General features: G+C 64.8%; 26 protein-coding genes. 9 read left to right on the top strand and 17 right to left on the bottom strand.

What is annotated here, in order from left to right; genetic code table 11:
• Positions 1 to 231 precede the first annotated feature (231 nt).
• The gene (locus ACQUSQ_RS01550) at positions 232 to 1,560 is read right to left on the bottom strand and encodes a hemolysin family protein (protein WP_435066738.1); all 1,329 of its coding nucleotides are present in this window, start codon (positions 1,558 to 1,560) and stop codon (positions 232 to 234) included.
• Between the two features lie 255 nt (positions 1,561 to 1,815).
• On the opposite strand from ACQUSQ_RS01550, the gene ACQUSQ_RS01545 reads away from it, so the two are divergent.
• On the top strand, positions 1,816 to 2,322 hold the full coding sequence (locus tag ACQUSQ_RS01545) for a hypothetical protein (RefSeq protein ID WP_435066737.1): 507 nt from the start codon (positions 1,816 to 1,818) through the stop codon (positions 2,320 to 2,322).
• 32 nt (positions 2,323 to 2,354) lie between these two features.
• On the opposite strand, the gene ACQUSQ_RS01540 is transcribed toward ACQUSQ_RS01545, so the two are convergent.
• Complete coding sequence (locus ACQUSQ_RS01540; RefSeq protein ID WP_435066736.1) at positions 2,355 to 2,489, bottom strand: hypothetical protein; 135 nt, start codon at positions 2,487 to 2,489, stop codon at positions 2,355 to 2,357.
• Between the two features lie 298 nt (positions 2,490 to 2,787).
• Between ACQUSQ_RS01540 and ACQUSQ_RS01535 the strand changes: the two genes are divergently transcribed.
• Positions 2,788 to 3,453, top strand: coding sequence for an HD domain-containing protein (locus ACQUSQ_RS01535; RefSeq protein ID WP_435066735.1), 666 nt, complete (start codon positions 2,788 to 2,790; stop codon positions 3,451 to 3,453).
• On the opposite strand, the gene ACQUSQ_RS01530 is transcribed toward ACQUSQ_RS01535, so the two are convergent.
• Together ACQUSQ_RS01530 and ACQUSQ_RS01525 are read right to left on the bottom strand one after the other, a co-directional pair.
• Positions 3,395 to 3,940, bottom strand: coding sequence for a hypothetical protein (locus tag ACQUSQ_RS01530; protein WP_435066734.1), 546 nt, complete (start codon positions 3,938 to 3,940; stop codon positions 3,395 to 3,397). The genes ACQUSQ_RS01535 and ACQUSQ_RS01530 overlap by 59 nt on opposite strands.
• Before the next feature lie 125 nt (positions 3,941 to 4,065).
• Positions 4,066 to 4,665, bottom strand: coding sequence for a helix-turn-helix transcriptional regulator (locus ACQUSQ_RS01525; protein WP_435066733.1), 600 nt, complete (start codon positions 4,663 to 4,665; stop codon positions 4,066 to 4,068).
• 134 nt (positions 4,666 to 4,799) lie between these two features.
• Here ACQUSQ_RS01525 and ACQUSQ_RS01520 point away from each other — a divergent pair, with 134 nt between their 5' ends.
• Positions 4,800 to 5,555: a hypothetical protein gene (locus tag ACQUSQ_RS01520; RefSeq protein ID WP_435066732.1), complete on the top strand. Its 756-nt coding sequence runs from the start codon at positions 4,800 to 4,802 to the stop codon at positions 5,553 to 5,555.
• Positions 5,556 to 5,608: 53 nt separating this feature from the next.
• Here ACQUSQ_RS01520 and ACQUSQ_RS01515 read toward each other — a convergent pair whose 3' ends face one another.
• Positions 5,609 to 5,803 (bottom strand): plastocyanin/azurin family copper-binding protein, encoded by a 195-nt coding sequence (locus ACQUSQ_RS01515; protein ID WP_435067257.1) that lies wholly within the window; start codon positions 5,801 to 5,803, stop codon positions 5,609 to 5,611.
• 196 nt (positions 5,804 to 5,999) lie between these two features.
• Between ACQUSQ_RS01515 and ACQUSQ_RS01510 the strand changes: the two genes are divergently transcribed.
• The 3 genes from ACQUSQ_RS01510 (at position 6,000) to ACQUSQ_RS01500 (ending at position 7,072) form a co-directional block, all read left to right on the top strand.
• Positions 6,000 to 6,185, top strand: a complete 186-nt coding sequence (locus tag ACQUSQ_RS01510; RefSeq protein WP_435066731.1) for a hypothetical protein — start codon at positions 6,000 to 6,002, stop codon at positions 6,183 to 6,185.
• Positions 6,186 to 6,306: 121 nt separating this feature from the next.
• Positions 6,307 to 6,639, top strand: a complete 333-nt coding sequence (locus ACQUSQ_RS01505; protein ID WP_435066730.1) for a DMT family transporter — start codon at positions 6,307 to 6,309, stop codon at positions 6,637 to 6,639.
• 82 nt (positions 6,640 to 6,721) lie between these two features.
• On the top strand, positions 6,722 to 7,072 hold the full coding sequence (locus tag ACQUSQ_RS01500; RefSeq protein ID WP_435066728.1) for a hypothetical protein: 351 nt from the start codon (positions 6,722 to 6,724) through the stop codon (positions 7,070 to 7,072).
• A gap of 47 nt (positions 7,073 to 7,119) precedes the next feature.
• On the opposite strand, the gene ACQUSQ_RS01495 is transcribed toward ACQUSQ_RS01500, so the two are convergent.
• The 8 genes from ACQUSQ_RS01495 to ACQUSQ_RS01460 form a co-directional block, all read right to left on the bottom strand.
• Positions 7,120 to 7,866 (bottom strand): hypothetical protein, encoded by a 747-nt coding sequence (locus ACQUSQ_RS01495; protein WP_435066727.1) that lies wholly within the window; start codon positions 7,864 to 7,866, stop codon positions 7,120 to 7,122.
• Entirely contained in the window at positions 7,866 to 8,099 is a 234-nt protein-coding gene (locus tag ACQUSQ_RS01490) for a hypothetical protein (protein ID WP_435066726.1), read from the bottom strand. Before ACQUSQ_RS01490 ends, ACQUSQ_RS01495 begins: the two co-directional genes overlap by 1 nt.
• A gap of 2 nt (positions 8,100 to 8,101) precedes the next feature.
• Entirely contained in the window at positions 8,102 to 8,404 is a 303-nt protein-coding gene (locus ACQUSQ_RS01485) for a hypothetical protein (RefSeq protein ID WP_435066725.1), read from the bottom strand.
• A 50-nt stretch (positions 8,405 to 8,454) separates the two neighbouring features.
• A complete protein-coding gene (locus ACQUSQ_RS01480) occupies positions 8,455 to 9,027 on the bottom strand; it encodes a hypothetical protein (RefSeq protein WP_435066723.1) in 573 nt (190 codons plus the stop codon).
• Positions 9,024 to 9,773, bottom strand: coding sequence for an ABC transporter ATP-binding protein (locus ACQUSQ_RS01475; protein WP_435066722.1), 750 nt, complete (start codon positions 9,771 to 9,773; stop codon positions 9,024 to 9,026). Before ACQUSQ_RS01475 ends, ACQUSQ_RS01480 begins: the two co-directional genes overlap by 4 nt.
• On the bottom strand, positions 9,770 to 10,660 hold the full coding sequence (locus tag ACQUSQ_RS01470; protein WP_435066721.1) for an ABC transporter permease: 891 nt from the start codon (positions 10,658 to 10,660) through the stop codon (positions 9,770 to 9,772). Before ACQUSQ_RS01470 ends, ACQUSQ_RS01475 begins: the two co-directional genes overlap by 4 nt.
• Before the next feature lie 73 nt (positions 10,661 to 10,733).
• A complete protein-coding gene (locus tag ACQUSQ_RS01465) occupies positions 10,734 to 11,996 on the bottom strand; it encodes a DUF6498-containing protein (RefSeq protein ID WP_435066720.1) in 1,263 nt (420 codons plus the stop codon).
• A 56-nt stretch (positions 11,997 to 12,052) separates the two neighbouring features.
• Entirely contained in the window at positions 12,053 to 13,753 is a 1,701-nt protein-coding gene (locus tag ACQUSQ_RS01460; protein ID WP_435066719.1) for an ATP-binding protein, read from the bottom strand.
• Positions 13,754 to 13,829: 76 nt separating this feature from the next.
• On the opposite strand from ACQUSQ_RS01460, the gene ACQUSQ_RS01455 reads away from it, so the two are divergent.
• Positions 13,830 to 14,408 (top strand): response regulator transcription factor, encoded by a 579-nt coding sequence (locus ACQUSQ_RS01455; RefSeq protein ID WP_435066718.1) that lies wholly within the window; start codon positions 13,830 to 13,832, stop codon positions 14,406 to 14,408.
• A 7-nt stretch (positions 14,409 to 14,415) separates the two neighbouring features.
• On the opposite strand, the gene ACQUSQ_RS01450 is transcribed toward ACQUSQ_RS01455, so the two are convergent.
• The 3 genes from ACQUSQ_RS01450 to ACQUSQ_RS01440 all read right to left on the bottom strand — a co-directional run bounded on the left by ACQUSQ_RS01450 (position 14,416) and on the right by ACQUSQ_RS01440 (position 17,530).
• Positions 14,416 to 14,871: a hypothetical protein gene (locus tag ACQUSQ_RS01450; RefSeq protein ID WP_435066717.1), complete on the bottom strand. Its 456-nt coding sequence runs from the start codon at positions 14,869 to 14,871 to the stop codon at positions 14,416 to 14,418.
• Positions 14,872 to 14,951: 80 nt separating this feature from the next.
• The gene (locus ACQUSQ_RS01445) at positions 14,952 to 16,496 is read right to left on the bottom strand and encodes a bacterio-opsin activator domain-containing protein (RefSeq protein ID WP_435066716.1); all 1,545 of its coding nucleotides are present in this window, start codon (positions 16,494 to 16,496) and stop codon (positions 14,952 to 14,954) included.
• Positions 16,497 to 16,552: 56 nt separating this feature from the next.
• Positions 16,553 to 17,530: a sensor histidine kinase gene (locus tag ACQUSQ_RS01440; RefSeq protein WP_435066715.1), complete on the bottom strand. Its 978-nt coding sequence runs from the start codon at positions 17,528 to 17,530 to the stop codon at positions 16,553 to 16,555.
• Between the two features lie 273 nt (positions 17,531 to 17,803).
• On the opposite strand from ACQUSQ_RS01440, the gene ACQUSQ_RS01435 reads away from it, so the two are divergent.
• Entirely contained in the window at positions 17,804 to 18,166 is a 363-nt protein-coding gene (locus ACQUSQ_RS01435; protein ID WP_435066714.1) for a helix-turn-helix domain-containing protein, read from the top strand.
• Positions 18,167 to 18,541: 375 nt separating this feature from the next.
• Here ACQUSQ_RS01435 and ACQUSQ_RS01430 read toward each other — a convergent pair whose 3' ends face one another.
• Positions 18,542 to 19,282, bottom strand: a complete 741-nt coding sequence (locus ACQUSQ_RS01430) for a hypothetical protein (RefSeq protein ID WP_435066713.1) — start codon at positions 19,280 to 19,282, stop codon at positions 18,542 to 18,544.
• Positions 19,283 to 19,529: 247 nt separating this feature from the next.
• Here ACQUSQ_RS01430 and ACQUSQ_RS01425 point away from each other — a divergent pair, with 247 nt between their 5' ends.
• Positions 19,530 to 21,377, top strand: coding sequence for an ATP-binding protein (locus tag ACQUSQ_RS01425; protein WP_435066712.1), 1,848 nt, complete (start codon positions 19,530 to 19,532; stop codon positions 21,375 to 21,377).
• Positions 21,378 to 21,425 lie beyond the last annotated feature (48 nt).

The raw sequence follows: 21,425 nt of genomic DNA, 5'->3' as shown, positions 1-21,425 counted from the left end.
TAAAAATACTCACCTCCCGCCACGCATTCGCCCGCGCTCGGAACGTAGCCGTCGAAGGCGACGGAGGAAATCAACGACAATCGCGACTACGACTGGCAGGGGCGCGAGGGCGACCAGATAAAATCGGAGTGCAAAGCCCCCGTGAGCGCCGACGAGTAGCGAGGCCGGGGGCTTCCCGGGGCGCAAAACGCTTCGATAGAGGGGGGGTCCTTCAGAACTCTCCGCACGTCCTCACTCGGTCGTCGAATCGTCCTCGCGTGCGTGAACTAACACCGTCGAAATCCGGGTTCCCTCGACGCCCGTCACTTCGACGACGCGTCCCGCCACCTCGACGGTATCGCCGCGTTCGGGCGCTCGATTGAGTCGTTCGAGGACGAGTCCGCCGATGGTTTCGACTTCGTCACTCGTGAAGTCGCCATCGAGCGTCTCGTTGATTTTCGACAGCGGGACGCTGCCGTCGATGTCGTACCCGCCGTCGTCGCGCTGGCGAATCGATGGTTCGCGCTCGTCCACGTCGAACTCGTCTCGGAGGTCACCGACGAGGGCCTCGACGACGTCTTCGACCGTCGCAATCCCCTCGAACGCCCCCCACTCGTCGATGACGGCGGCCATCTGCTGCTGGTCGTCTCTGAACTGTCGCAAGAGGTCGCTCAGCGCCATCGTCTCGGGCGCGATGACGATGTCACGGGCGATGTCGCCGACCACCTCGTCGCCCCGGTCCTCCATCTCGGCCCGGAGCACGTCCTTGACGTCGACGAACCCGACCACTTGGTCGCCGTCGTCGGCGTCGAGGACGGGATAGCGCGTGTGTCCAGATTCGAGGACGAGCGACTGCAGTTCGGCGAGCGAGGCGTCGGCCGGGACGCTCACCACGTCCGGTCGGGGGACCATGACCTCCCGGACGACGGTGTCGTCGAGGTCGAACACCCGCTCTATCATCGTCACTTCGGCGACGTCGATGTCGCCCTCCTCGCCGGAGCGGGTCAGCACCCGAAGGAGTTCTCGCTCGCCCAGCGTCTCGTCAGTTTCGGACGCGGGCGGCACGCCGAGTGCTCGCGTAAAGGCGTTTGCGGCCCCGTTGAAGACGACGATGCCCGGATAGAGGATGTAGTAGAAGAACTTCATCGGCGGGGCGAGATACAGGGAGAGCCGCTCGGTCTGGGCGATTGCGAGCGTCTTCGGCGCGAGTTCGCCGAAGACGACGTGGAGGAACGTGATGACGCTGAAGCCGACGGCGAACGCGACCAGATGGACGAGATTCATCGGGAGAATCGGCGACAGCACGGGTTCGAGAAGCGACGCTACGGCGGGTTCGCCGACCCACCCCAGTCCGAGCGAGGCGATGGTGATGCCGAGTTGGGTCGTCGCGAGATAGTCGTCGAGATTCGCCATCACGTCTTGGAGCGACCCCGCGCCGGGCCGACCCTCCGCGGCGAGTTGCTCGACTGACGTCCCGCGTATCCGGACGAAGGCGAACTCTGCGGCGACGAAAAAGCCGTTGAGTATCACGAGAGCCAGCGCAACGACGACCTGCGCCAGCGAGAGTGCGACGTTTACCATCGGCGGGGCTGGAAGCCACGGCTACTCGATTGTCGTCTGTCCATATCGCCACATTTCGTTCCACCTACTAAAATCATTTAAGACGAATCGAACACAGACTGGCACAGCGACGAACCCCGACAGCACAGATGGACGGTGTCGGTCGTCTCTGAAACGCGAGTGGGTGACGCCGACACCGCGTAACTCGTCGCGCCCGGCTGCCGATAGCTGACGCCGATTTGAAGTGAGTGCGGATAGCCATCTCGAAAGGTGGCCATGGACAGAACAACCCCATCCGGTCCACGCTACGGGTTCGCGTTAGCGGTGACGGTCTGTGCGGCGACGGGTATCGCAGGGTTGGTGGGCGTTGCGCTCCCGGTGTTGCCGGAACTGCTCGGTGTCGACGTGCTCGCGGGGCGCTTTCTCGCCGGCGCCGTCGCCCCGTTCGTCCACGCGCTCCTTCCGCTGGGGTTCGTTTACGCCGCTCGCAAACGGGGAGCTCGGGTCCCCTCGTCGCCGTGGGCCGTCGCGCTCGTATCGCTGACTGCAGCCGTACTGGGCCGATATGTGGGCGTCGGTGTCGGACACCTCGTTCTCGGACGGGGACTACCGTCCCCGCTCGTTCTGGCGAGTTCCGCTGACCTAGCCGCCAGAGAGTTCGGTGCCGTCATGTGGGCAGCGGCCGTACTGGGTGTGCTCGGTGCCGGACTCTGGGGGGTCGTCGGTGCGTTCGGTGGCCTCGGTCTCTTCAGCCTCACCTCCGCTCCGGACGAGTCGACGTGATAGAGTGAGCGTCCGCACCGCAGGGCGCCCCGTCAGGTGTCGGCGACCAATCGCTCCTCGAACAGGACGTTCTCGGCGCTCACCGGGCGGTAGATGCGCTCGACGACCGGAAACGCAATCGTCGGTCGTGCCGGGGCATGGCCAATCGGGAACGTTGACGGACACACCTGAGAAGTGTTGCCGCCCTGGGGAGGGGCCGCAACGTCACAACACACTGACGGAAGGGGCTGCATGCCCCACCAGTCTCGGGGGGAGTGGCAGGGCAGTTACTCGATAATCGGCATATGAAATAATGGTTACTAAGGCTTCAATAGGAGTTGTAGTCATGTTTCTGCCGCCGTGGCCCGTCGCCAATCGATACGTCACGGATTCGTGCCCCAGACGACGTCGTGGGTGAGGACAGCCACCCCGTCGCCCGTGACGACCCACAATCACTAAGCGCTCCGTGGTCGCTAGCTGGCGGTGATGCCCTCCGACGTAGGTCTTCGGTCCCGAGAGCTATCGATGCCGTACTACGCGGATTCCCTCCCCGCTCACGACGCGTTTCACGCGAAACGGGTGCGTGACGTTTCGCTCCGCCTCGCGGAGCACCATCCCGACAGCGTCGACCGAGGGGTACTGGCTTCGGCGGCGTGGTTGCACGACATCGGGCGACCGCTCGAACGCGTGGGTGAGATAGATGACCACGGCGAGTGGGCGGCGACCGAGACGACGGCCCTGCTCGAACGCGAGGGGGTGGCGAGCGACCGCATCGCGGCCGTCGAACACTGTCTCCGGTCTCACAGCATCCGGGCGACCTCGCCCGACCCGGAGACGACCGAGGCCAAACTACTCTTCGACGCCGATAAACTCGATGCGACTGGCGCGGTGGGCCTCGTTCGACTCGCCTGTATCGTCGGCGAGCGGTCGGGGCGGACTGGCGAGCAGTACGCCGTTCTCGACGACGCGTCCACGCTCAGCGCGGACCACCTCGAACACCCGGATATCGGCCTCGTACGCGACTGGGCACGCGAACGACTCGATGCCCTCTACACGACCCCCGGCCGGCGTCTCGGCGAGGCTCGGTGGGACTTCATGCAGCGCTTTTTCGAGCAGTTCGCTCGCGAACTCGGCGTGGAAACGGGGGGCTGACGTTTCGCGGCGCGACTCCGGAGACCGACGCTCCGTCGTCCACGACTGTCAGATTCGCAGACAATAGCTGCCGTTCGTGCAGTTCGTCCGCGGTGATGACGTTAGTGAGGCTCGTCACGTCGACAACGGATTTCGAGTCGAGGTTGACGACGGCCTGTACTCGTGGCTCCGTCGTGCCGTTCGGAGCGACGTAGACCTGTAGTTCGTCGCCGACCGCTTCCACTTGGAAGTGCGCCGGCCCATCTCCATCGATGTAACTTCGGACCGTCTCGTTCGCCCACGCGAGACGCCACGCAGTCTCGACGTCCTGTTCGCTCAGCCTGTCTCGCGGGTCGACGACGTCGACGGTGTGAGTGGCGGGCGATGCTGTGTCCGCGGGCGACTGGGCAGTCGTCGCGGACGGATTCGGGGGATGCGACGCGACGACGCCGCCCGCTCCGAAAGCGAGCAACGTCGCCACGATGAGGGTGAGTGCTCTGTGTTGCATGGTTCGTCTCCGGCAACCCGGAGCGTCGGCCCCGCAATTCGAAGCGGGTCGGTCCGGGTCACCGCGGTCGGACGTTGCACGAAAGACCTGATAGGCGTTGATTGGAAACGCGTTTCGCGCCCGTTTCAGCGCATCTCGCGTGCTTCGGGGAGCCGAATCACGTTCCCCATTCCGTTACGTTTCCGTTCCAAGAGACCCCTGTGTTCGAGTTTATCGAGCGTTCGGCTGACCGTCGCCTTCGACAGGTCGGTCTCCTCTACGAGCGTTCGCTGCGGGAGTTCGCCGTCGGCCTCGATGAGACGTGTGTACAGCGTTTCCTCGTTGTTCGTCAATCGAGTGGCCGTCTCCTGCCACTGCTCGCGGACGTGCGCCTCGTGGTCGGCGTTCGCTTCGCCTCCCCCATCGCGCGTCTCGACAGTGCCGTTCGGTTCCACCTGCGGCGGTGTCTCTGTCGATGCGCTCGATGCGTCGGTTACGAGGCGCTGGACGTGGTCGTGGAGGAGGAGATAGGTGCCGCTTGCCCCACAGAGGAGCGACGCGACGACGAGGACCGCGACGTCGTTGTGCGTGAAATACTGGCCGACACGGGCCGTCTGCGTGCCGTTTTCGCCGACCGAGACCACAATCGGCGCGGGGGTGAGTAGTTGGACGGCGAGAACGAGGATGGCGGTGACAAAGACCACCGCCGTGAGGTGATGTCCGTTCCGGAGGGCGGGGACGTCCATGTCGCCTGCTACCTTCGACGACGAGTTAATAGTTATCGTTCTCAAGGCCTGAAACGCCCGTAAAACCCGTTTCCAACCGCTTTCCAACCGCTTTCACCGTGGTCTTCATAGGGTCTTTCAGCCAAGCTGGAAACGTGACGAGTGAACTACGCTCTCGACTCGGTGTCCTCGCCGGCCTCGCCGTTCTCGGCGTCGTCCTCGCCGTGGTCGGCACGGCGCTCGGACTGCCATCGTCGCTCGTGACCGGCGCCCCCGCCGCACAGTTCGTCGTCTCGGACGAGCGAGTCACCCTCTCAAACAGCAGCGACGACGTCGTTCTCGTGGATAATATGTCGAACGTAAGAGAGATTCAGGTCGAAACGACTGGCCGGGGGCAGTTCCACGTCCGCACCCGAGAGGAACCGCCGATAACGGCGGCGGAACGCGAGCGGGCACTGGAAATCGCTCGGACCAACGACACCGTCCGGCAGTATCTCGATTCGGCGGAATACACGGCCGCCGTCGAACCGGTCAGAATCTACAACGTTAGCTCGGACAAGTTGTACACCGATACGGTCCATCTGAACGAGTCTGGGATAAACCGGAAGGACACGGACCGACCCGTCACGACGTACAACGTCACGCTGGTGCCCGACGAGTCGAACGAAACCCGTGGCCGCGTCACCGCCGTCCACCGTGAGCCGAAGTCCCCCGACCACAGAGCGGTCGTCCAGATCCGACGGCCGGCCGCCCCCGACCATCGAGAGCTCACATACACAATCGACGTCGACCTACGCAATGGGACGATTACGGACATCACCGATTGGGAGGCGCTCCAGCAGGACAGTTCCGTGCGCACTGTCTCGGCTGACACGAACGTCTCGACCCACACTGTCGGTGCCGACTCGTAACTGAGACCGGAATTGGCGTGGCGACGATACGGCGAGAGCGTCGGTATCGGCCGCTATTCGACGATGACTGCACCTCGCATCCCCAGTCCTTCGTGCGGGAGGCTGGAGTACAGATATTCGCCGGGCTTCTGAAACGTGTGTTCGAACGTCGCCGGTGACGGAGGCACAACCGGCGAGTCCGGCGACGCTCGCGACAGTCGCCCCGTTGAGGACGTCTCGTCTCGCAGGGCCGTATCCCAGCCCCCCATTCCACGGAGATTCACGTAGCGGTGCTGTCCGTTCTCACATCGCGATACTCCGCGCCGTTTCTAAGTAATTCTGTGCAACGCTAGCAAATTGTGCAGCGTATCGGCGAACCGGTGGACTGTGGACAACAGGAAAGCAAAAACCGCGGTTTGTGCCTTCCCCGGATTAACACGAACCGAACGAGTACTTCGATGCGAGATGTGCAATCAGGACGCGGATTTCGGGCGAACGCTCTCTGTCGTCGGTATCGTCTCCGGACTCCTCATCTGTGGTTTCTTCTGGTCGTACTGGACTATCTCCGGCGGATTCGATGCGACTTGTACCGGACTCGACTGCCTCCTGCGTAGCGAGCGACCGGTCGCGAATCTCGTCGCGGGCCTGTGACCGCCACAGCGACCGCAGGTCGTCGCATCCGTCTTCCCGTCAGACCCTCGGTGGCGCTCGATTTCGCGTCACTACGAGCCCAGCCGAAACACCTACCAGACGACACGGACGAACCCAGAACATGAACTCCTACGTGGTGCTGGGGGCGGCGATTTTCGCTGAGGTTCTCGGGACGACGGCGCTCAAACTCTCGCAGGGGTTCTCACGCCCGGTGCCGAGTCTGGGCGTCCTCGTCGGCTACGGCGCCGCGTTTTACTGTCTCTCGCTCGCACTGGAGGACCTCCCGGTCGGCATCGTCTACGGGACGTGGGCGGCGATTGGCATCGTCGCCATCGCGGCCATCGGCGTCGTCGCCTTCGACGAGCCAATCGACGTCGCCGGCCTCGTCGGTATCGGCCTCATCGTCGCCGGCGTGTACTGTCTCAACGTCGTCTCCGGCATGTCCGCTCACTAGGTCGCTCACTCCCCCAGCGCGCGAGCGCCACTGGATTCGGTGATGTAACTTTTTGTTACGGCTCACGTCACTTCGAGGTGCAATGCCCTCCAGTGAGTCTTCCGTCCTCCGACCCGGCATCCTCCTCGTCCTCGTCGGCGTGGGTGCCCTCGCCGTTTCGAGCGCCCCGACGCTGTCGGTCGGTGAGTATCGCGTCCCGGTGGGCCTCGCCATCGGGACACTCAGCGGACTGTGTCTCCTCGTCCCGGCTCTCACCCATTACCGGAAGGGAGAGACGCGTGAATCCCTCCGGTGGGGGCTGTTCGCCGTCGGGATTCCACTATCCCTTCTCGACCACTCGATACTCTCTTGGCTCGGCCTCCTCGCGATTGCGGGCAGTCTCGGCGTCGGCTGGGGCGTCGACCGTCGGATACGCAGGCGCGTTTCCGCGTGAGCCAACAGGCGGCACGCTGTCGACCCATCGTCTCGGGTCGCGAGCCGTCACCCCAGAAACAGGACGACGTAGCCGAGCAACACTCCGACGCCGCCGATACACAGCCCTGCAATCGACGTTTTGGCCATTCGAAGGACGGTCGCCATCGGTGCCCGGTCCGAGACGACAATCGGGTCGAGTCCGGCTCCGTCGTCGGTGACCCGTCCGACCACCGTTATCTCGGCACCGCGCGCCGCCCGCTGTTCGCTGTACCGTCGGGCGCCGAGCGACAGGAACCGGAAGAGCGGTGCGAGGACCGACGGCGGGGTCTGCCAGACCGTCGATTCGGAGGCCCCTTTGCTCCGTTCGAACTCTCTGACCCGTTCCGACGGGTCTTCGTCGGCGCGAACCGTCTCGACGACTTCGTTTTGCAGGACGACCGTCCGAACTGGCTCGACGACGGGGACCGTACCGACTGCCGACTGGACGGCGAATTCGACCGCGCCCGTCCCCTCGCGAACCGTCACGTACCACGGGAGGAGATAGAGGGTGCTCAACCGCCGTTCCTCGATTTGGTATCGGACGGCGACACACTCGACGCCGCTGAACGGCGCGACGAGAATGTCTTCCGTCTCGCGACTGACCGTGCCGGAGACACGAACGAGCGCGTTCGAGGCCCGGTCGGCAAGTGCGTCTACCTCCGTCGCTCGGAGGACAGCCGTCGCCCGCCAGACGTACCGCCCGCTCACGAGCAGGATGATGCCGCCCACAAACAGCATCGCACCGCCGAACAATGTCGTCACGGAGGGGGCCATCATGTATCGTCGTTACTCAGAGTGATACCCGGCAGATTCGGTTTCGGCTCGGTCAGCCACATCGCGAGCGCCGCGAGCAGTTGTAAACCGACGACGAGAACGTATCCCTCCTCGAAGCCGAAAATCGCGGGAAACTCGCCGTTGGACCCGACGAACAGGACGAAGATAGCGGCACAGAGGATGACGAACACGGCGGTAACGGTGGCCCACTCCCGCAGTTTGCTCCGTGTCATCGCTATCGACCTCCGACGATGAATTCGGGGGAGAGAGCGATAGTGACAATCAGACCGACGAAAACGAGCATCGCCGCTGTGCGGACGACCCCGGCCAACCGTCGGCGGTCCTTCGGAAGCGCCTCGGCGACGCCGGACAGTCCCGTCCCCGTCGCCATGACGAGGAGCCACTCGCTCGCTACGTCGCCCAACACGCCGGTGTAGACGTACAACGCCACGAACGCGAGCGACCCCGCGAACTGGACCATCGACGTGGGGCGGCCGGAGGGTTCGCTGAACACGACTTCGCTGATGATGGAGGGCATCGGGGGGTACGTTTTGCGCCACGCGTAAGTAGATGCTTGTCTTTCGGGGGTCACAACAGCCCTTTCGCCGCAATCGTCACCGCTATCTCGGGCGAAAAGGACTGCCACTCGCCTCCGTCCCGCCTGTACTCGAACACCGGTGGCTCGAATTTGCCGCGGACGTACATGGTGCCCGAGTCGAGAATGTCCTCGCCGTGCAACTCGTACGTCTCGCTGACCGTCTCGCCAGATGCGACGGACTGGACGAGCGGCGTCGATTCGACGCCGTAGCTCTGCCGATTCTCGATATCGACGTACTCGCTGGATTCGTACTCCTCCGTCCAGAGCAGTGCTCCGACTCCCTCATCCTCGGGGTCGGGCGAGCCGACGAGTTCCAGCAGTCCGAACGGCCAGATACCCGTGTTCCGGAACTGAAACGCCCGCTCGCCGTCGTTTCGGAGCTCGAATTCGAGTCGAGCCGGATGCTCGATGACGGCGTCGGGCTCTGCTATCCTCACGTCGAACGCGAACGGCGCCGTCGACTGTACCTCGACGTCGGTAATCGCGTACTCCGTATCGCCCAGACAGCCTGCGAGTCCCGCCATCGAGGCCCCAGCCGCGGCGAGGACGGCACGGCGTCTCATCGCGTTTCCCCCTCGGTGGTCACCGCCGCGTCGGTAATCGAGACGAATATCTCCTCGACGGACGCCTCCCCGTCGACGCCGGCCCGGGTACGGAGTTCGTCGACGGTTCCCTCTGCGGCGAGGCGGCCGTCGTGGAGGATTCCCACCCGGTCACAGACGAGTTCGACCTGTCCGAGGACGTGACTGGAGAAGAAGACGGCCGCCCCGCGGTCGTTCTCCTCGTGGATGATGTCGCGGACGGCCCTGACACCGTGGGGGTCGAGTCCGGTGAACGGTTCGTCGAGGATGAGCAGGTCCGGGTCGCCAACGAGCGCCATCGCAAGCGCTAGCCGTTGTTCCATGCCCTGCGAGAACGTCGCGACGTCTTGCTCGATGGCGTCGCTCAGCCCGACCCGGGCCAACAGGTCCGCGGGGGCGTCGCTCGCTCCCTTCGTGTCGATGACGAGCGACAGGTGGTGTCGCGCGGTGTGGCCGTCGTAGAGGCTGTATCTGTCGGGGAGAATCCCAATTCGACGGTGTATAGCGACGGCGTCGGTTGTGGGGTCGCCGCCGAGGACGCGAACCGTTCCCGCCGTGGGCCGGACGTAGTCCATGAGCAGTCCGATGGTCGTCGACTTCCCGGCGCCGTTGGGGCCGAGAAAGCCGTATATCTCGTCGCTGGCGACGGTGAGGTCGAGGCTGTCCACCGCGACAGTGGCGCCGTATCGCTTCGTGAGTCCGTCGGTGTCGATGACGGCGTCGGTCACAGCAGGTCACCCCGGACGAACGCGAATCGAGCGAGTCCGAGCGGGACGACCAGCCACCCGAGGAGGACGAGGAGGCCGACGGATTCGTGAAGATAGGTGGGAACCGCGCCGGGCTGAAACGTCGCCTCGACGACGAAGGCGTTCGTCGACACCTGTGGCTGGAGTTCCGTGAGGACGCCACCGTAGGTGCTCGCGGAGTTGCCGACGCCGAGCACCCAGTTCGTGACGACGTTGTACGCGCCGCTCGGAGATAGTCGATGCAGGAGGAACAGCGGCCCCGAGGCCGGCGGGTCGAGCGGGTTGACTGGCGTGCCCGTCGCCTGCGAGAAGAGCGCCGTGGCGATGAGCGACCAGAACGCGATAAACGGCAGAAAGACGACGCCGAACACGGCGCCGGCGGCTGTGACCGTTCGCTCGGTCACCGCCGAAATCGACACGCCAATCGAGACGAGGACGCCGACGTAGCCGAGCGTCACGAGGACGACACCGAGAAACGGAAGCGGGTCGAACAGTCCGTGTTGGACCACTCCGATACCGGCGAGGACGAGAACGGAGAGCGACACCGGGCCGGCGATACCGACCGTCCGGCCGACGACCTTTCCGACCAGAATGTCCGTTCGCGTCAGCGGGAGTCCGAGGACGAACTTGATACTGCCGGCGGTCCGTTCGCCGACGACCGACTGATAACTCAACAGCAACACGCCGAGCGGAAGCAGACCCGTTCCGGCCAGTTGGACGTATCCGGCCGTGATGTTCGCTCCGAGGCCGTCCCACCCGACGTACGTCGGGCGATAGCTCCACGGCACGAGGAGGAGGGCGAGCAACCAGACGCCCTTCGATTTCGCGACTGTTCGGGCTTCTTTGCGGGCGAGCGGGGACCAACGCATCGGGTCGACCAACTCGATTCAACTGAATATATTTTGTCAAATTCGCCGCCAGTGTCGTTCCGAGTGCCGACCGCTAGCCGCTTTCCTGCCGGCCGACCACGTCGAGTATCGGCACCGGGTTCCGCACGTGCGGAACCCGACGTTCCTCGTCAGTACGCTCCACGACGACCGTCGAGGTTCCGAGCCACCGATGGAGCCGACCGCGTTCGACCCGTATTTCGAGGCCCTCCCCCGCCTCGATGCGCCAAATTCGGGTCCGAAACAACCGGTCGTAGGCGACGACCGCATCCTCGGACACCCGATACTCGGCGGCCCCGTATCGGAGCCAGTAATCCGCCGTGAGAAGCCCGAGCGGAACGACGAGGCTGGCCGCGAGGACGACGAGGACGATATCCCACGCCCGTCCCATCGCGAAGAGTAGCGCGACGACAAGGGGGACGCCGCCGACGAATACGGCACCCGGATGCAGTCGGGCGTTTGCGACCGACACGCCGCCCAACAGCCGCCCGCCGACGGTCGGGCGCAGTCGGTCGATTTCGGACCCCACCGGCGCTACCGGTTCGTCGGATGGCGGCTCGTACGCCCACCCGAAATCGAGATAGGACGCCTCGTCGAAGGCGGTCAGTCGCTCGCGGTACACGCCTCCGAGGTCGAAGGCGAACTTCACCAGCACGATACCGACCAACAGCGGCAGTCCGACGACGGCCGGGTCGATGGACGTAATCGACGCGTCGGCGGGCACGGAACTGGCGCCAAGCCCGACGACGGTTGCCGTAATCAGCCCGCCGACGCCGATGACCGCCGTCCGGACGAAGGCGCCTCGAATTGCGGTCTGGGCGCTGTGCTCGCGGTACTCTCCCCGATAGAAGTACTCGACGCACGTCGAGACGCCTTCGCTGAGAAAGATGCTGACCGAGGCGACCGTCACCGTCTCCAACGTCCCCGCATCGAGAGTGTCGGGGCCGACCACGCCGACGGTCGTGACGCCCGCCAAAAACCACACGAGCGCGAGAATCGGGGTGACGACGGCGAGAACCGGCAGTGTCGAGAGCCGAATCCCGAGTCCGGTGGCCGGAACCGGAATCGCGGTCTGCTTGCTCGCCACTGCGCCGGCAATCAGCGGGCTGGATTCGAACTCCGACGGTCGGCCCGCAAACACCGCTCGGACGAGCGCCCAGAACGCGACGATTCCGAGTTCGAACCAGTAGAGGAAGACGAGTGCGGTGAGGTCCCACCCGAGGGCGAGGACGCCGACCAGCGGAAGCGCGTTCGCGACGACGACGGCGACTGTCTCGGCCGACGGGCCGTGCCGTTGCGCGTCAGCGACGGAGACCATCTACTGACCGTGCCGGGCAACGGAGGCAAATATCTGACTTTCTGAGTGGCGGCACATCAGTCGTGGTTGTCGCCCCCGTACAGGCGAACGGTGACGATACTGCCTTTGGGGTCGTTCTGCTCGAATTCGAGGTCGCCGCCGAGTTGGCTGACGGCCCAGTTGACGAACCACAGCCCGATTCCCTGCCCGTGTTTGAGCTGTGTTTCGGTCCCGGCGCCGAGAATCTCTTGCTCTCGCTCCGGGAGACCCGGCCCGTCGTCTACCACGGCGAGTTCCACCGTCGCGTCCGGCCCCGCTCGGACGCGGACCTCGACGTGTGGCGTCTCCGCGTCCGAATGCACGATGGCGTTTTCCACCAGTTCGGTGAGGACGTACTCGATGACGGTTCGATGCGAGGAAATCCGGACGTCGTCGGGGCAGTCGAGCGTTACGTCGCCGGTCCGGAACTGGTCGACGACGGACGCCGCGACGTCCCCGACGTTCACCGGAGCGGGTGCGTCGGTACTCGCCGTCATGACGTCCTCGGCGTCTCTGGCTTTGGTGCTGAGTTCGAGGAGGTCGGTCGCCTTGCCCCTGATTCCCGTCCGGAGTTCGTCGTCGGCGACCCCGTCGGCGTAGGCGAGAATCACGTCCAAGTCGTTTCGCACGTTGTGTCGGAGGACCCGGTTGAGGACCGCGAGCCGCTGTTCCCGGGTCTGTCGCGCGGTCACGTCGCGAAAGAGCACGGTTCTGGCGACCGGTTCGGCGTCGTCGTCGACGGCGGAGACGCTGAACTGGAACTGTCGGCGCCCCTTGGCCGTCCGGAGCGTCACCGTGCCCGTGTCGCCGACGGCGAGGTCCGTCTGGTCGAGTCCGTCGATGACCGACCGGACCGGTTCTCCGACCATCTCCGCGGCGGAGCGGTCGAACAGCGTTGCGGTCGCCTCGTTGATGTCGAGAACGTGGTCGTCCCAGTCGAGGACGACGACGGCTTCCTGAAGCGTCTCGACGACGCGGGTTCGAGCGACGTACTCCGCCTTCGGAAAGCCGGTCATCACGGGATACCGGCGCATGGACACTCCGAGGAGACTGCCCGACAGAACGAGGCCGACCGCCGCACCGTTCGCGAGACCGGTGTTGTTTCCGAGGAGTCCGACGAGGTAGGGCGCGCCAACCCCCATTGTCAGCATCGCAATTTGTGTGTTGGAGACGCGGGCGTGACTGCCGCCGAGGTCCGCGAGGAGATACGTCGCGTACAGGAACAACACCAGCACGTACAGCAGTTCGGTGCCGAACATCGACGCGGCGACGTACTTCACGACCGCTTCGGGCGGGCCGAGCGCGATGACGACGCCGATGACGACCACCGGGAACGCGATGCCGGCCAGCAGCGCGATTCGACGCCACGTCAGCCCGGTCCCGCGCCCGGTGTAGCTGAGTGCGTACACCGTCCAGATGCCGGGGATAGCGAGTGCCGCGCCGAACTGACCCAACTCCAGCACTGCGGACACCACGGTTCCGGATGCGACCACCGGGAGGTCCGCCCCGAGCGCGAGCATCGCCCACAGCGTGAGGGTCGCGAGAAGCGCGATGAACGGGTCGGCGCTCGGTTGCTCCCACGACTGGACCGCCGTCCACGTGAGCCACGCGAGGACGCCGACGGCCACGGCGTCGAGAACGAGTGTGCCGAGCGTCGCGGCAAGCCCCATTAGCCGACCCGTCTCTGTGGGGTCGGTGTAAAGCCACCGCTCGACCGCGACCAGTCCGAAATCGGACACGTTGGGCTCGCGTCCGACGAAGAAGGCATCAGTTATGTGGGTTCGGTCACGACGCGTCGCTAGGCCGACGACACAGATGTCCGGACCCGACAGCACGGAGAACGTACGCGTACTCGTCGTCGACGACGAAAAGGAAGTCGCGGACGCGTACGCGCTCCGGCTACGCGGCTACTGTGCGGTCGAAACCGCCTACGGCGGCGAGGAGGCGCTGTCGATACTCGATGAGTCGCCGACCGATATCGTCCTCTTGGACCGCCACATGCCGGGGATGTCTGGCGACGACGTGTTGGCGGCACTCGACGAACGCGGCTTCTACGGGCGCGTCGTCATGGTGACGGCAGTCGACCCGGGCGTCGAAGTGCTGGATATGCCTTTCGACGACTACCTGTGCAAACCCGTCGATAGAGAGGACGTGCGCGCCGTAATCGACCAGCAGCGACAGATTCTCGCGTACGAAACGCTCGGCGAGTATTTCAGCGTCGAAGCCAAGCGCGCGGTGCTCGAAGCGGAACTGAGTTCGGAGACACGCCGCGGGCACGAGGGATACTCGGAGATTAGCGAGCGAGCGCAACGGCTCGAACGACGGGCGCGACGACTACTCGATGACGACGAAATGTTCGAGCAGTTCGACCAGATAGACCGCGAAGACATCTAACGGGCAGTCACGTCGGCAGATTCGCAAACAGCAGTGTCAGTCCGACGAGAACGAACCCGACGGACGTCACGGCGGCGTACCAGACGACCCCGATACCGAGGGCGACGCGGCCGCTCAGTCCGTCGCCGTCGGGCGTCCAGTAGCCGCGTTCGGGAAGCAGTCGGAGAGCCGCGAGTGCGACGCCACCCGGCAGACAGAGATTGGCGGCCAGAACGCCGGCCACGATACCCGCTGCGTCACCCCCCGTGACCGTTCCCGTCCCCGCGACGAGAAGCATGATGCCGAGATACGAGAGGGACTGTACCCCGACGAGGACGCCGCCGACGAGCAGGTAGTTCACGGCGAGCCACTCTGTCGGCCAGCGAAACAGGTCACGGAGGCGTGAGAGCGCCAAGAGCGGCGAGCAACACAGCAAAACGACGACTGCGAACCCCGCGACGGCACCGAGTTGCGACCAGACCATACACGCCTCTCCATCCGCGGACCCGTATCGGTCCGGTTCGTGTTTCTCCGCCAGAAGCACGACCCGTCGCGTGTGACGAATCACCGCTCCGCCGACTGCGTCCGCTCGTCGAGATACGCATCGAGGAGCTTTCGCTGTCCTGCGCGGAGGTGATGGAGGAGCGTCGACCCCGTGATATCGAGCGATTCGGCGACTTCCTCGGCCGTGCTTCCGCGCGGCGACTCGAAGTAGTCCGCGAGGTACGCAGTCTGCAAGACCGTCTGCTGTCGGTCCGTTAGCCGCTCGTTCAACTCGTCTCGGAACTCACGAGCCGTCGTGACCGAACGTTCGCGCTCCGTTTTCGCGACGAACTCCATATCGTGAGTCCGGCTGACCGTATCCGCAATCCGACGTACGTCGCCGCCCGGTGGTAGCTCGACGACGACTCGCCCGGTGCCGTTCTGGAAAGTCGCCCGCCGAACGGTCCCGCCGAGCGACGACACGGTGACGAGCGGTACCGAACCCAGTACGGTGAGTTCGACGCCGCACCCCGACCCCGACTCTCGAATGGCTCGGACGTCGCCGATACCGTCGATATCGCTCGCGGCGTCTTCGATGGCCTCGCTACGGGCGATTTCGGCCGAGACGAAACAGAGTAGCGTCTCGTCGCCGCGCGGCACCACCCCGTCCAGCGTCAGCGTCGATTCGAGCGAGCGGCTCAGCCGAGCCAGCGCCGACCCGTCACCCACCTCGAAGGTGAGTTCCGCGACGGTATCAGAGAGCAACAGATTGCGGTTGCGGGCGGCCGTGACCGCGAATCCAGCGACGTCGCCCAACGTCTCGAAACTGGTTTGCTCGCGCTCCGAGAAGGCCGCCGTTTCGCTCGCGTACACGCCGACCACGCCGTGGACCGTCGAGCCATACGAGAGCGGAATCGCCAGTGCGGATTGGGTCCCGTCCGCGAAGCCGGCGACCCGGACCGATTCGGGGACGAGCGGGTCGTCCGCCAGCGGTTGGGCCGCCCGGAGCGACCCAGTCTCGACCGCCCGCTCTTCGGGCGTCGTCACCGTCTCGTCCCCGAGCGCATCCCGTATCGCGTCGAAGGTTTCGCCGGTTTCACCCGCGACGGCGTGGATGACGAGGCCGTCGCTCCCGATATCTCGCTCGCCGACCCACGCGAACTCGTACAACTCCGTGTCACCGAGTTCCCGACAAATCGTCTCGGCGATTTCCTCGCGCGAGGTGGCGTCGACAAGGTTCGCGAGAATCTTCGACAGCACGTTCTCGATGAGGGCCGTTCGCTTCTGGTCCTGTCGGAGCCGTTCGAGAGACTGTTTCTGGCGGCGTTCGGCCGTCACGTCTCGGACGTAGACGACGGCGCCGTCGTCGGCCGGGACGACCGAGACGTCGAGCCACCGTTCGAGGTCGGGGTAGTACTCCTCGAAGGACGCGTCGGTAGCGGTGCCCTCGAAGGCTATCCCGAGCGAGTTCTCGACGGAGCGGGGAAACACTTCGGCGAGCGAAGCGCCAGCGACGCCGTCTGGGATATCGAGAAGCGACCGGGCAACCGCGTTCGCGTCGCGTACCGCCCCCTCCGACGACACGTCGAGGACGCCGATGGGGGCCTGTCGAAGCCGGTCGTCCATAGCTGATTGGCTCTATATGCTCGATACGAGCCTATTGGTTCTGGTGGTCGCGTGGACTAGAGTCGAATCTCGAACCGCGCCCCGCCGTCGGCGGGCGTCGTGAGCGCTATCTCCCACCCGTGTGCGGTGACGATTCGGTCGATAATCGCGAGGCCGAGCCCCGTTCCGTCGTCCCGAGTCGAGTATCCCCGCTCGAAAACCACCTCCGTCTCGTCCGGCGGAATACCCGTCCCGTCGTCCGTGACGTAGAAGCCGTCCTCCAACGCGCCGACGGTGAGCGTCACCGTCTCCCGATTCGCGGCCTCCTCACCGCCCGCCGGTCCGTGTTCCACGGCGTTCCGGAACAGGTTCTCGAACAGCCTGCGAACCTGCTCCGGGTCGGCCGTGACCGTGGGGAGGCCGCTCTGTACGTCGAGCGTGGCCCCCCGAGTGTCGACCGACTCCCACGCCTCCGCCACGGCGACTTCGATAGGAACCTCGTCCGAGGGCTCCAAGGGCGTCTGTGCGCGCGTCATCGTCAGCACGTCACGGATTATCCGCTCCATCCGGTCGTGGGCGTCGGCCACCGTCTCGAAATGCTCCGCGTCGCCCGTCTCTCGGGCGGCGCGAAGATGGGCCTTGGCCACGTCCAGCGGATTGCGGAGGTCGTGACTGATGACGCTACTGACCTGCCCGATGGCGGGTCCCTCCGCGAGGCCGAGACACTCCTCTGCGTCCGAGAACACGAGATACCCCGTTTCGTCGCCCGATGGCAGGGTCCGAGCGAAGAACGGTCCTTCCCCCCCTCCCCCGTCGAGATAGAGGCTGACCCGGTCGCCTCGGAGAAGATTGGTCGTAGGGGACTCCTCGGCGGTCGAGTTGACGACGCTACAGCGGTCGAAGACCGTCTCGACTGGCTGGCCGGCCGAGATAGGCTCGAACGTCCGCTCGAAGGCGTCGTTCGTCGCCGTAATGCGAGGGGTGTCACCCTCGGTGGTGTAGGCCAGCATCGGGTCGGGAACGTCGTCGAGCGTGACCCCGCACGCGTCCGTCATCGTCGCCTATCGGCCTCCCGTGCAGTCGCAGCGAGTACGCAGCCATCGCAGTGGTCGCTGAGTGTCCCCACGGCCGGCACTGTCGTGATACCCGCTCATGGCACGTCGTTAGAGTGGCCACTCGTTTAGTGTTGCCTGCCGCTTCTGATTCAGAAACACGGTACTCGAACACGGATGTCCGACCCCAATGTCTGCATACCTAGATACTGCAGAATCAGATGGTCTGCATAGCTAGCCCCACCATCCAGTAGGGATAGTGTTCTTTTCAGTCGTATGTCCACGCATTCGGCACAGCGGTCGACGCATCAGACCGAGCAACCGGCGGATATCAGCCTCTCGGTCGCCGAACTGTTCGAACTGTTCGGAGACGAGTACACTCGTCGCGTGTACCAGACGGTCACGACCCAGCCGCGAAGCGGCCGTGCCGTCGCCGAGGCGGCGGACGTCTCGCGGGCGACGGCGTATCGCCGCCTCAACGAACTCCGTGACGCCGGACTCGTCCGCACCGAGATGATGATTTGTGACGACGGCCATCACAAAGAGCGGTTCGAGGCCGTCGCCACGTCGCTCGCCATCCCTCTCGGTGGCGGCTTCGACACGCCGGTCGACGCCGTCGACGAGTCCGTCGCCCACTGAGCACGGGCGACAGACAGACGGCTCGTTCGGCACGCGTCTCACTCCCGTTCTGACGGTGTCTCCTCGAACGAGAGTGGCGGCACTCTGCCGCTCTCGCCCCGGTGGACGGGTTTCTGATGGCGAAACAGAGGGGGTCCCTCTATTACGCTACGGAGAGACCGTTCTCGTGCCCGCTTCATCCCCGCGGGTTGAGGATTCCACTCCCGAACCCATCCCCCCTCGCTGGCTGCGCTCTCCTCTGCGCGCCGGCCCTCCGTTTTCGGATTCCGACCTATCGATAGCGATGCGGTCGTCGGTTCTCACTATCTGTGTCGCGGCAGGTCCACGAGCACCGAAGAATCAGTCGTCAGGGACGGGTCCCGTCCCCTCACGCGGTCAGACCAGCGAGTCGGTCGAAGCCGCGGGGCCGCCGCGCAGTTGGACGAACGAGTCGGCGAGGATACCGTACATCAGGATGATGAGCACCGAATTGATGAGGAGCGAGGCGACCTGTCCCACCGTCGGCGAGACGAAGGAGAACAGCGACCCGACGGCACCACCGATACCGCCGAGGATGCCGAACAGAACGACCAGTGCGAGCAGTCGCCAACGGTTCCCCTGCGCTAGGTCCCAGCTTCGACGGAGGGCGTCGATGGGACCGTCGTCTTCCACGGCGACGGCGAACAGCGAGAACTGGAGGCTGACCGTGAGAAACAGCCCGGGGATGAACAGCAGTACGTATCCAATCGGGATGACGATGGTGAGAATGACGCTGACGACGAGTCCGGACAGGAACGTAGCGCCCATGCGCCGGGTGAACAGGTGTCCGGGCAGCGAGGAGAGTTGGCCGACGTCCCGCGTCAACAACCGAATGATCACGAGGAACACGAAGACGCCGAACAGCAGTGAGACGAGTCCCAACGTGGCTGCCACTTCGGTCGACAGCGGGAACGTAACGCCAATCGAAGCGGTGTCACTCGACTGGACGCTGGCCGGGAGTTGGCCCGCGATGACGGTGTTCAACGCCCCGACGAAGACGACCTGATAGCATATCGTCAGTACGAGCGCGACGACCCCACTAACCGAGAACGCGCGTCGGGTTCCACGCCCGAGCGCTTGGCCTAGTTGGAGTGCCATACGACTTCCTTCGAGAATATAGTGTGTAAAAATCAACCCCGCGTTTCTCATTCAGAAATGGTCGTTACTTCGAGCCAGCGGGTCCCTCTCCGTCGATACGCACGCCGAGGCGACGACGGCACTCGTCACGAGCGTCGCGGCCAGACACGTTGTCAGTCGCGCAGCCGTACCACCGGTGAAATTAATACTCTCGTCACTCATCGTGGACTATGACGAGGGCTGGTGACGAATCGAGCCGGATTCGGGGATGAGTCTCGAATCGTATCTCCCCGACCCCGTCCGCTCGCGCTACGCCCTGAAACTGCTCGGCGTCTCGCTCGTCATCGTACTCCTGATTACGGCGCTCACGACGGTGACGGTCTTTCAGGTCTCGGACCGCGTTCGCGACAACCAACTCCGGTCGGTCGAGACCAACGCCGAACTCGAAGCCCGTGCGCTCGGTCAGTGGATAGACGGCAAACAGCAGGTGGTGCGGACGCTCTCGAACCACGAGGGGCTGACGCCAGTCTCGGACGGCCGAACGCAGGCCACCTTACAGACCGAACTCGACTCGCTCTCTCCGGAGACGGCGTCGCTCTCGGTCGTCGAGCGACGCCCACGCGGTCACTCCGACGGAACGACCGAACCCATCGTCGCGAGCACCGACACGCAGTTCGTCGGCCGGCCGCTGTCGGTGACCGACATCAACTGGAAGCCGACCGTCGGCTTCAACTTCGACGACACCGACGAGGTGATTCTCTCGCTGGTGTACACCGAGGGTAACGAAACCTTCGTCGCGCTGGCGTCGCCGCTCCCGGACGGAGAGCACGTTCTCGTCGCCGAGTACCAGACGAGCGTCCGCGCCGAGCGCTTCACCAGCGCCATCAACGGGACCGATACGCTCGTCCTCGGCGGCTTCACCGCCTACGTCCTCTTCGACGAGAACGAATCGAACGGCATGACTCCCTACGAAGGCGACCGGGCAAACACGACCATCGGGCGCGCGATACTCCGGTCCGAACCGACCACCGACATCCACGGCGCCGTCCTCACCGAGACGGAGGTGAAGGGGTACTACAGCGTTCCCGGTGAGAAAGTCGACTGGGTCGTCGTCAAGGAGGTGCCGCGCTCGAAGGCCCTCGCAGTGACGGACCGGGTGCAGCGCGACCTCTGGTTGTTGGTCGCGCTCATGATGGCCGGCTTCCTGCTCATGGGCACAGTCATCCAACTGGGTCCGATTCGGTCGATACAGCGACTGGCGAGACAGGCCAACGCGATTGCCGAGGGCGACCTCAGCGTCGACATCGACCGCAGCGACCGAATCGACGAAGTCGGGGAGGTCCGGTCGGCGTTCGACAACACCAAAGCCTACATCGAAACGATAACCGAGCAAGCCGAGGCGCTCTCGCGGCAGGCGTTCGACGAAGACGTCTTGGACGCCGACGTGCCCGGCCGCGTCGGCGAATCGGTGGCGACGATGCACCACGACCTCCAGCAGTTCATCACCCGCCTCGAAGTCCTCAATCGCGTCCTCCGGCACAACCTCCGCAACCAACTCGACGTCATCAACAGCCACGCCGAGATGCTCGACGACGCCGACCGCCGCGAGGCCATCCTCGCGTCGACCGAGACGCTGGCTGCCTTGGGCGCTCGCGCCCGCCACATCGACCACATTCTCTCGAAGGAGCCCCAGCCGACAGCCGTCGATGTCGCCGAACGGGTCGAGTCCGTACTGAATGATATCGAGGCCGACGACAGCCTCATCAGCACCACCGTCCCCGACGACGCGACGCTCCGTACCGACGCCGAGATACTGACGACCGTGCTTCGAAGCCCGCTGGAGAACGCGGTCAGATACGCCGACTCGAGCGTCGCCATCTCCGTCGAATCGACCGATGCGGGCTGTCGCATCGAAATCAGCGACGACGGGCCGGGGATTCCGACGTCAGAACTCGAACCGTTGGTGAGCGAGCGCGAGACGTCGTTACAGCACAGCCGCGGCCTAGGCCTCTGGGAACTGAAGTGGGGCGTCGACAAACTCGACGGCGACCTCTCGTTCCTGACCGACGACGGCACGACGGTCGTGATACGCCTGCCCGACCTCGACGCGACGTGACCTCGTAGAGACTGAAACCGAGATTTCACGCTCGCTGGGAACTTTATC

The organism is Haloplanus sp. C73 (assembly GCF_051195115.1).
Classification (GTDB): domain Archaea; phylum Halobacteriota; class Halobacteria; order Halobacteriales; family Haloferacaceae; genus Haloplanus.
This window is presented reverse-complemented; position numbering and strand designations above follow the sequence as displayed.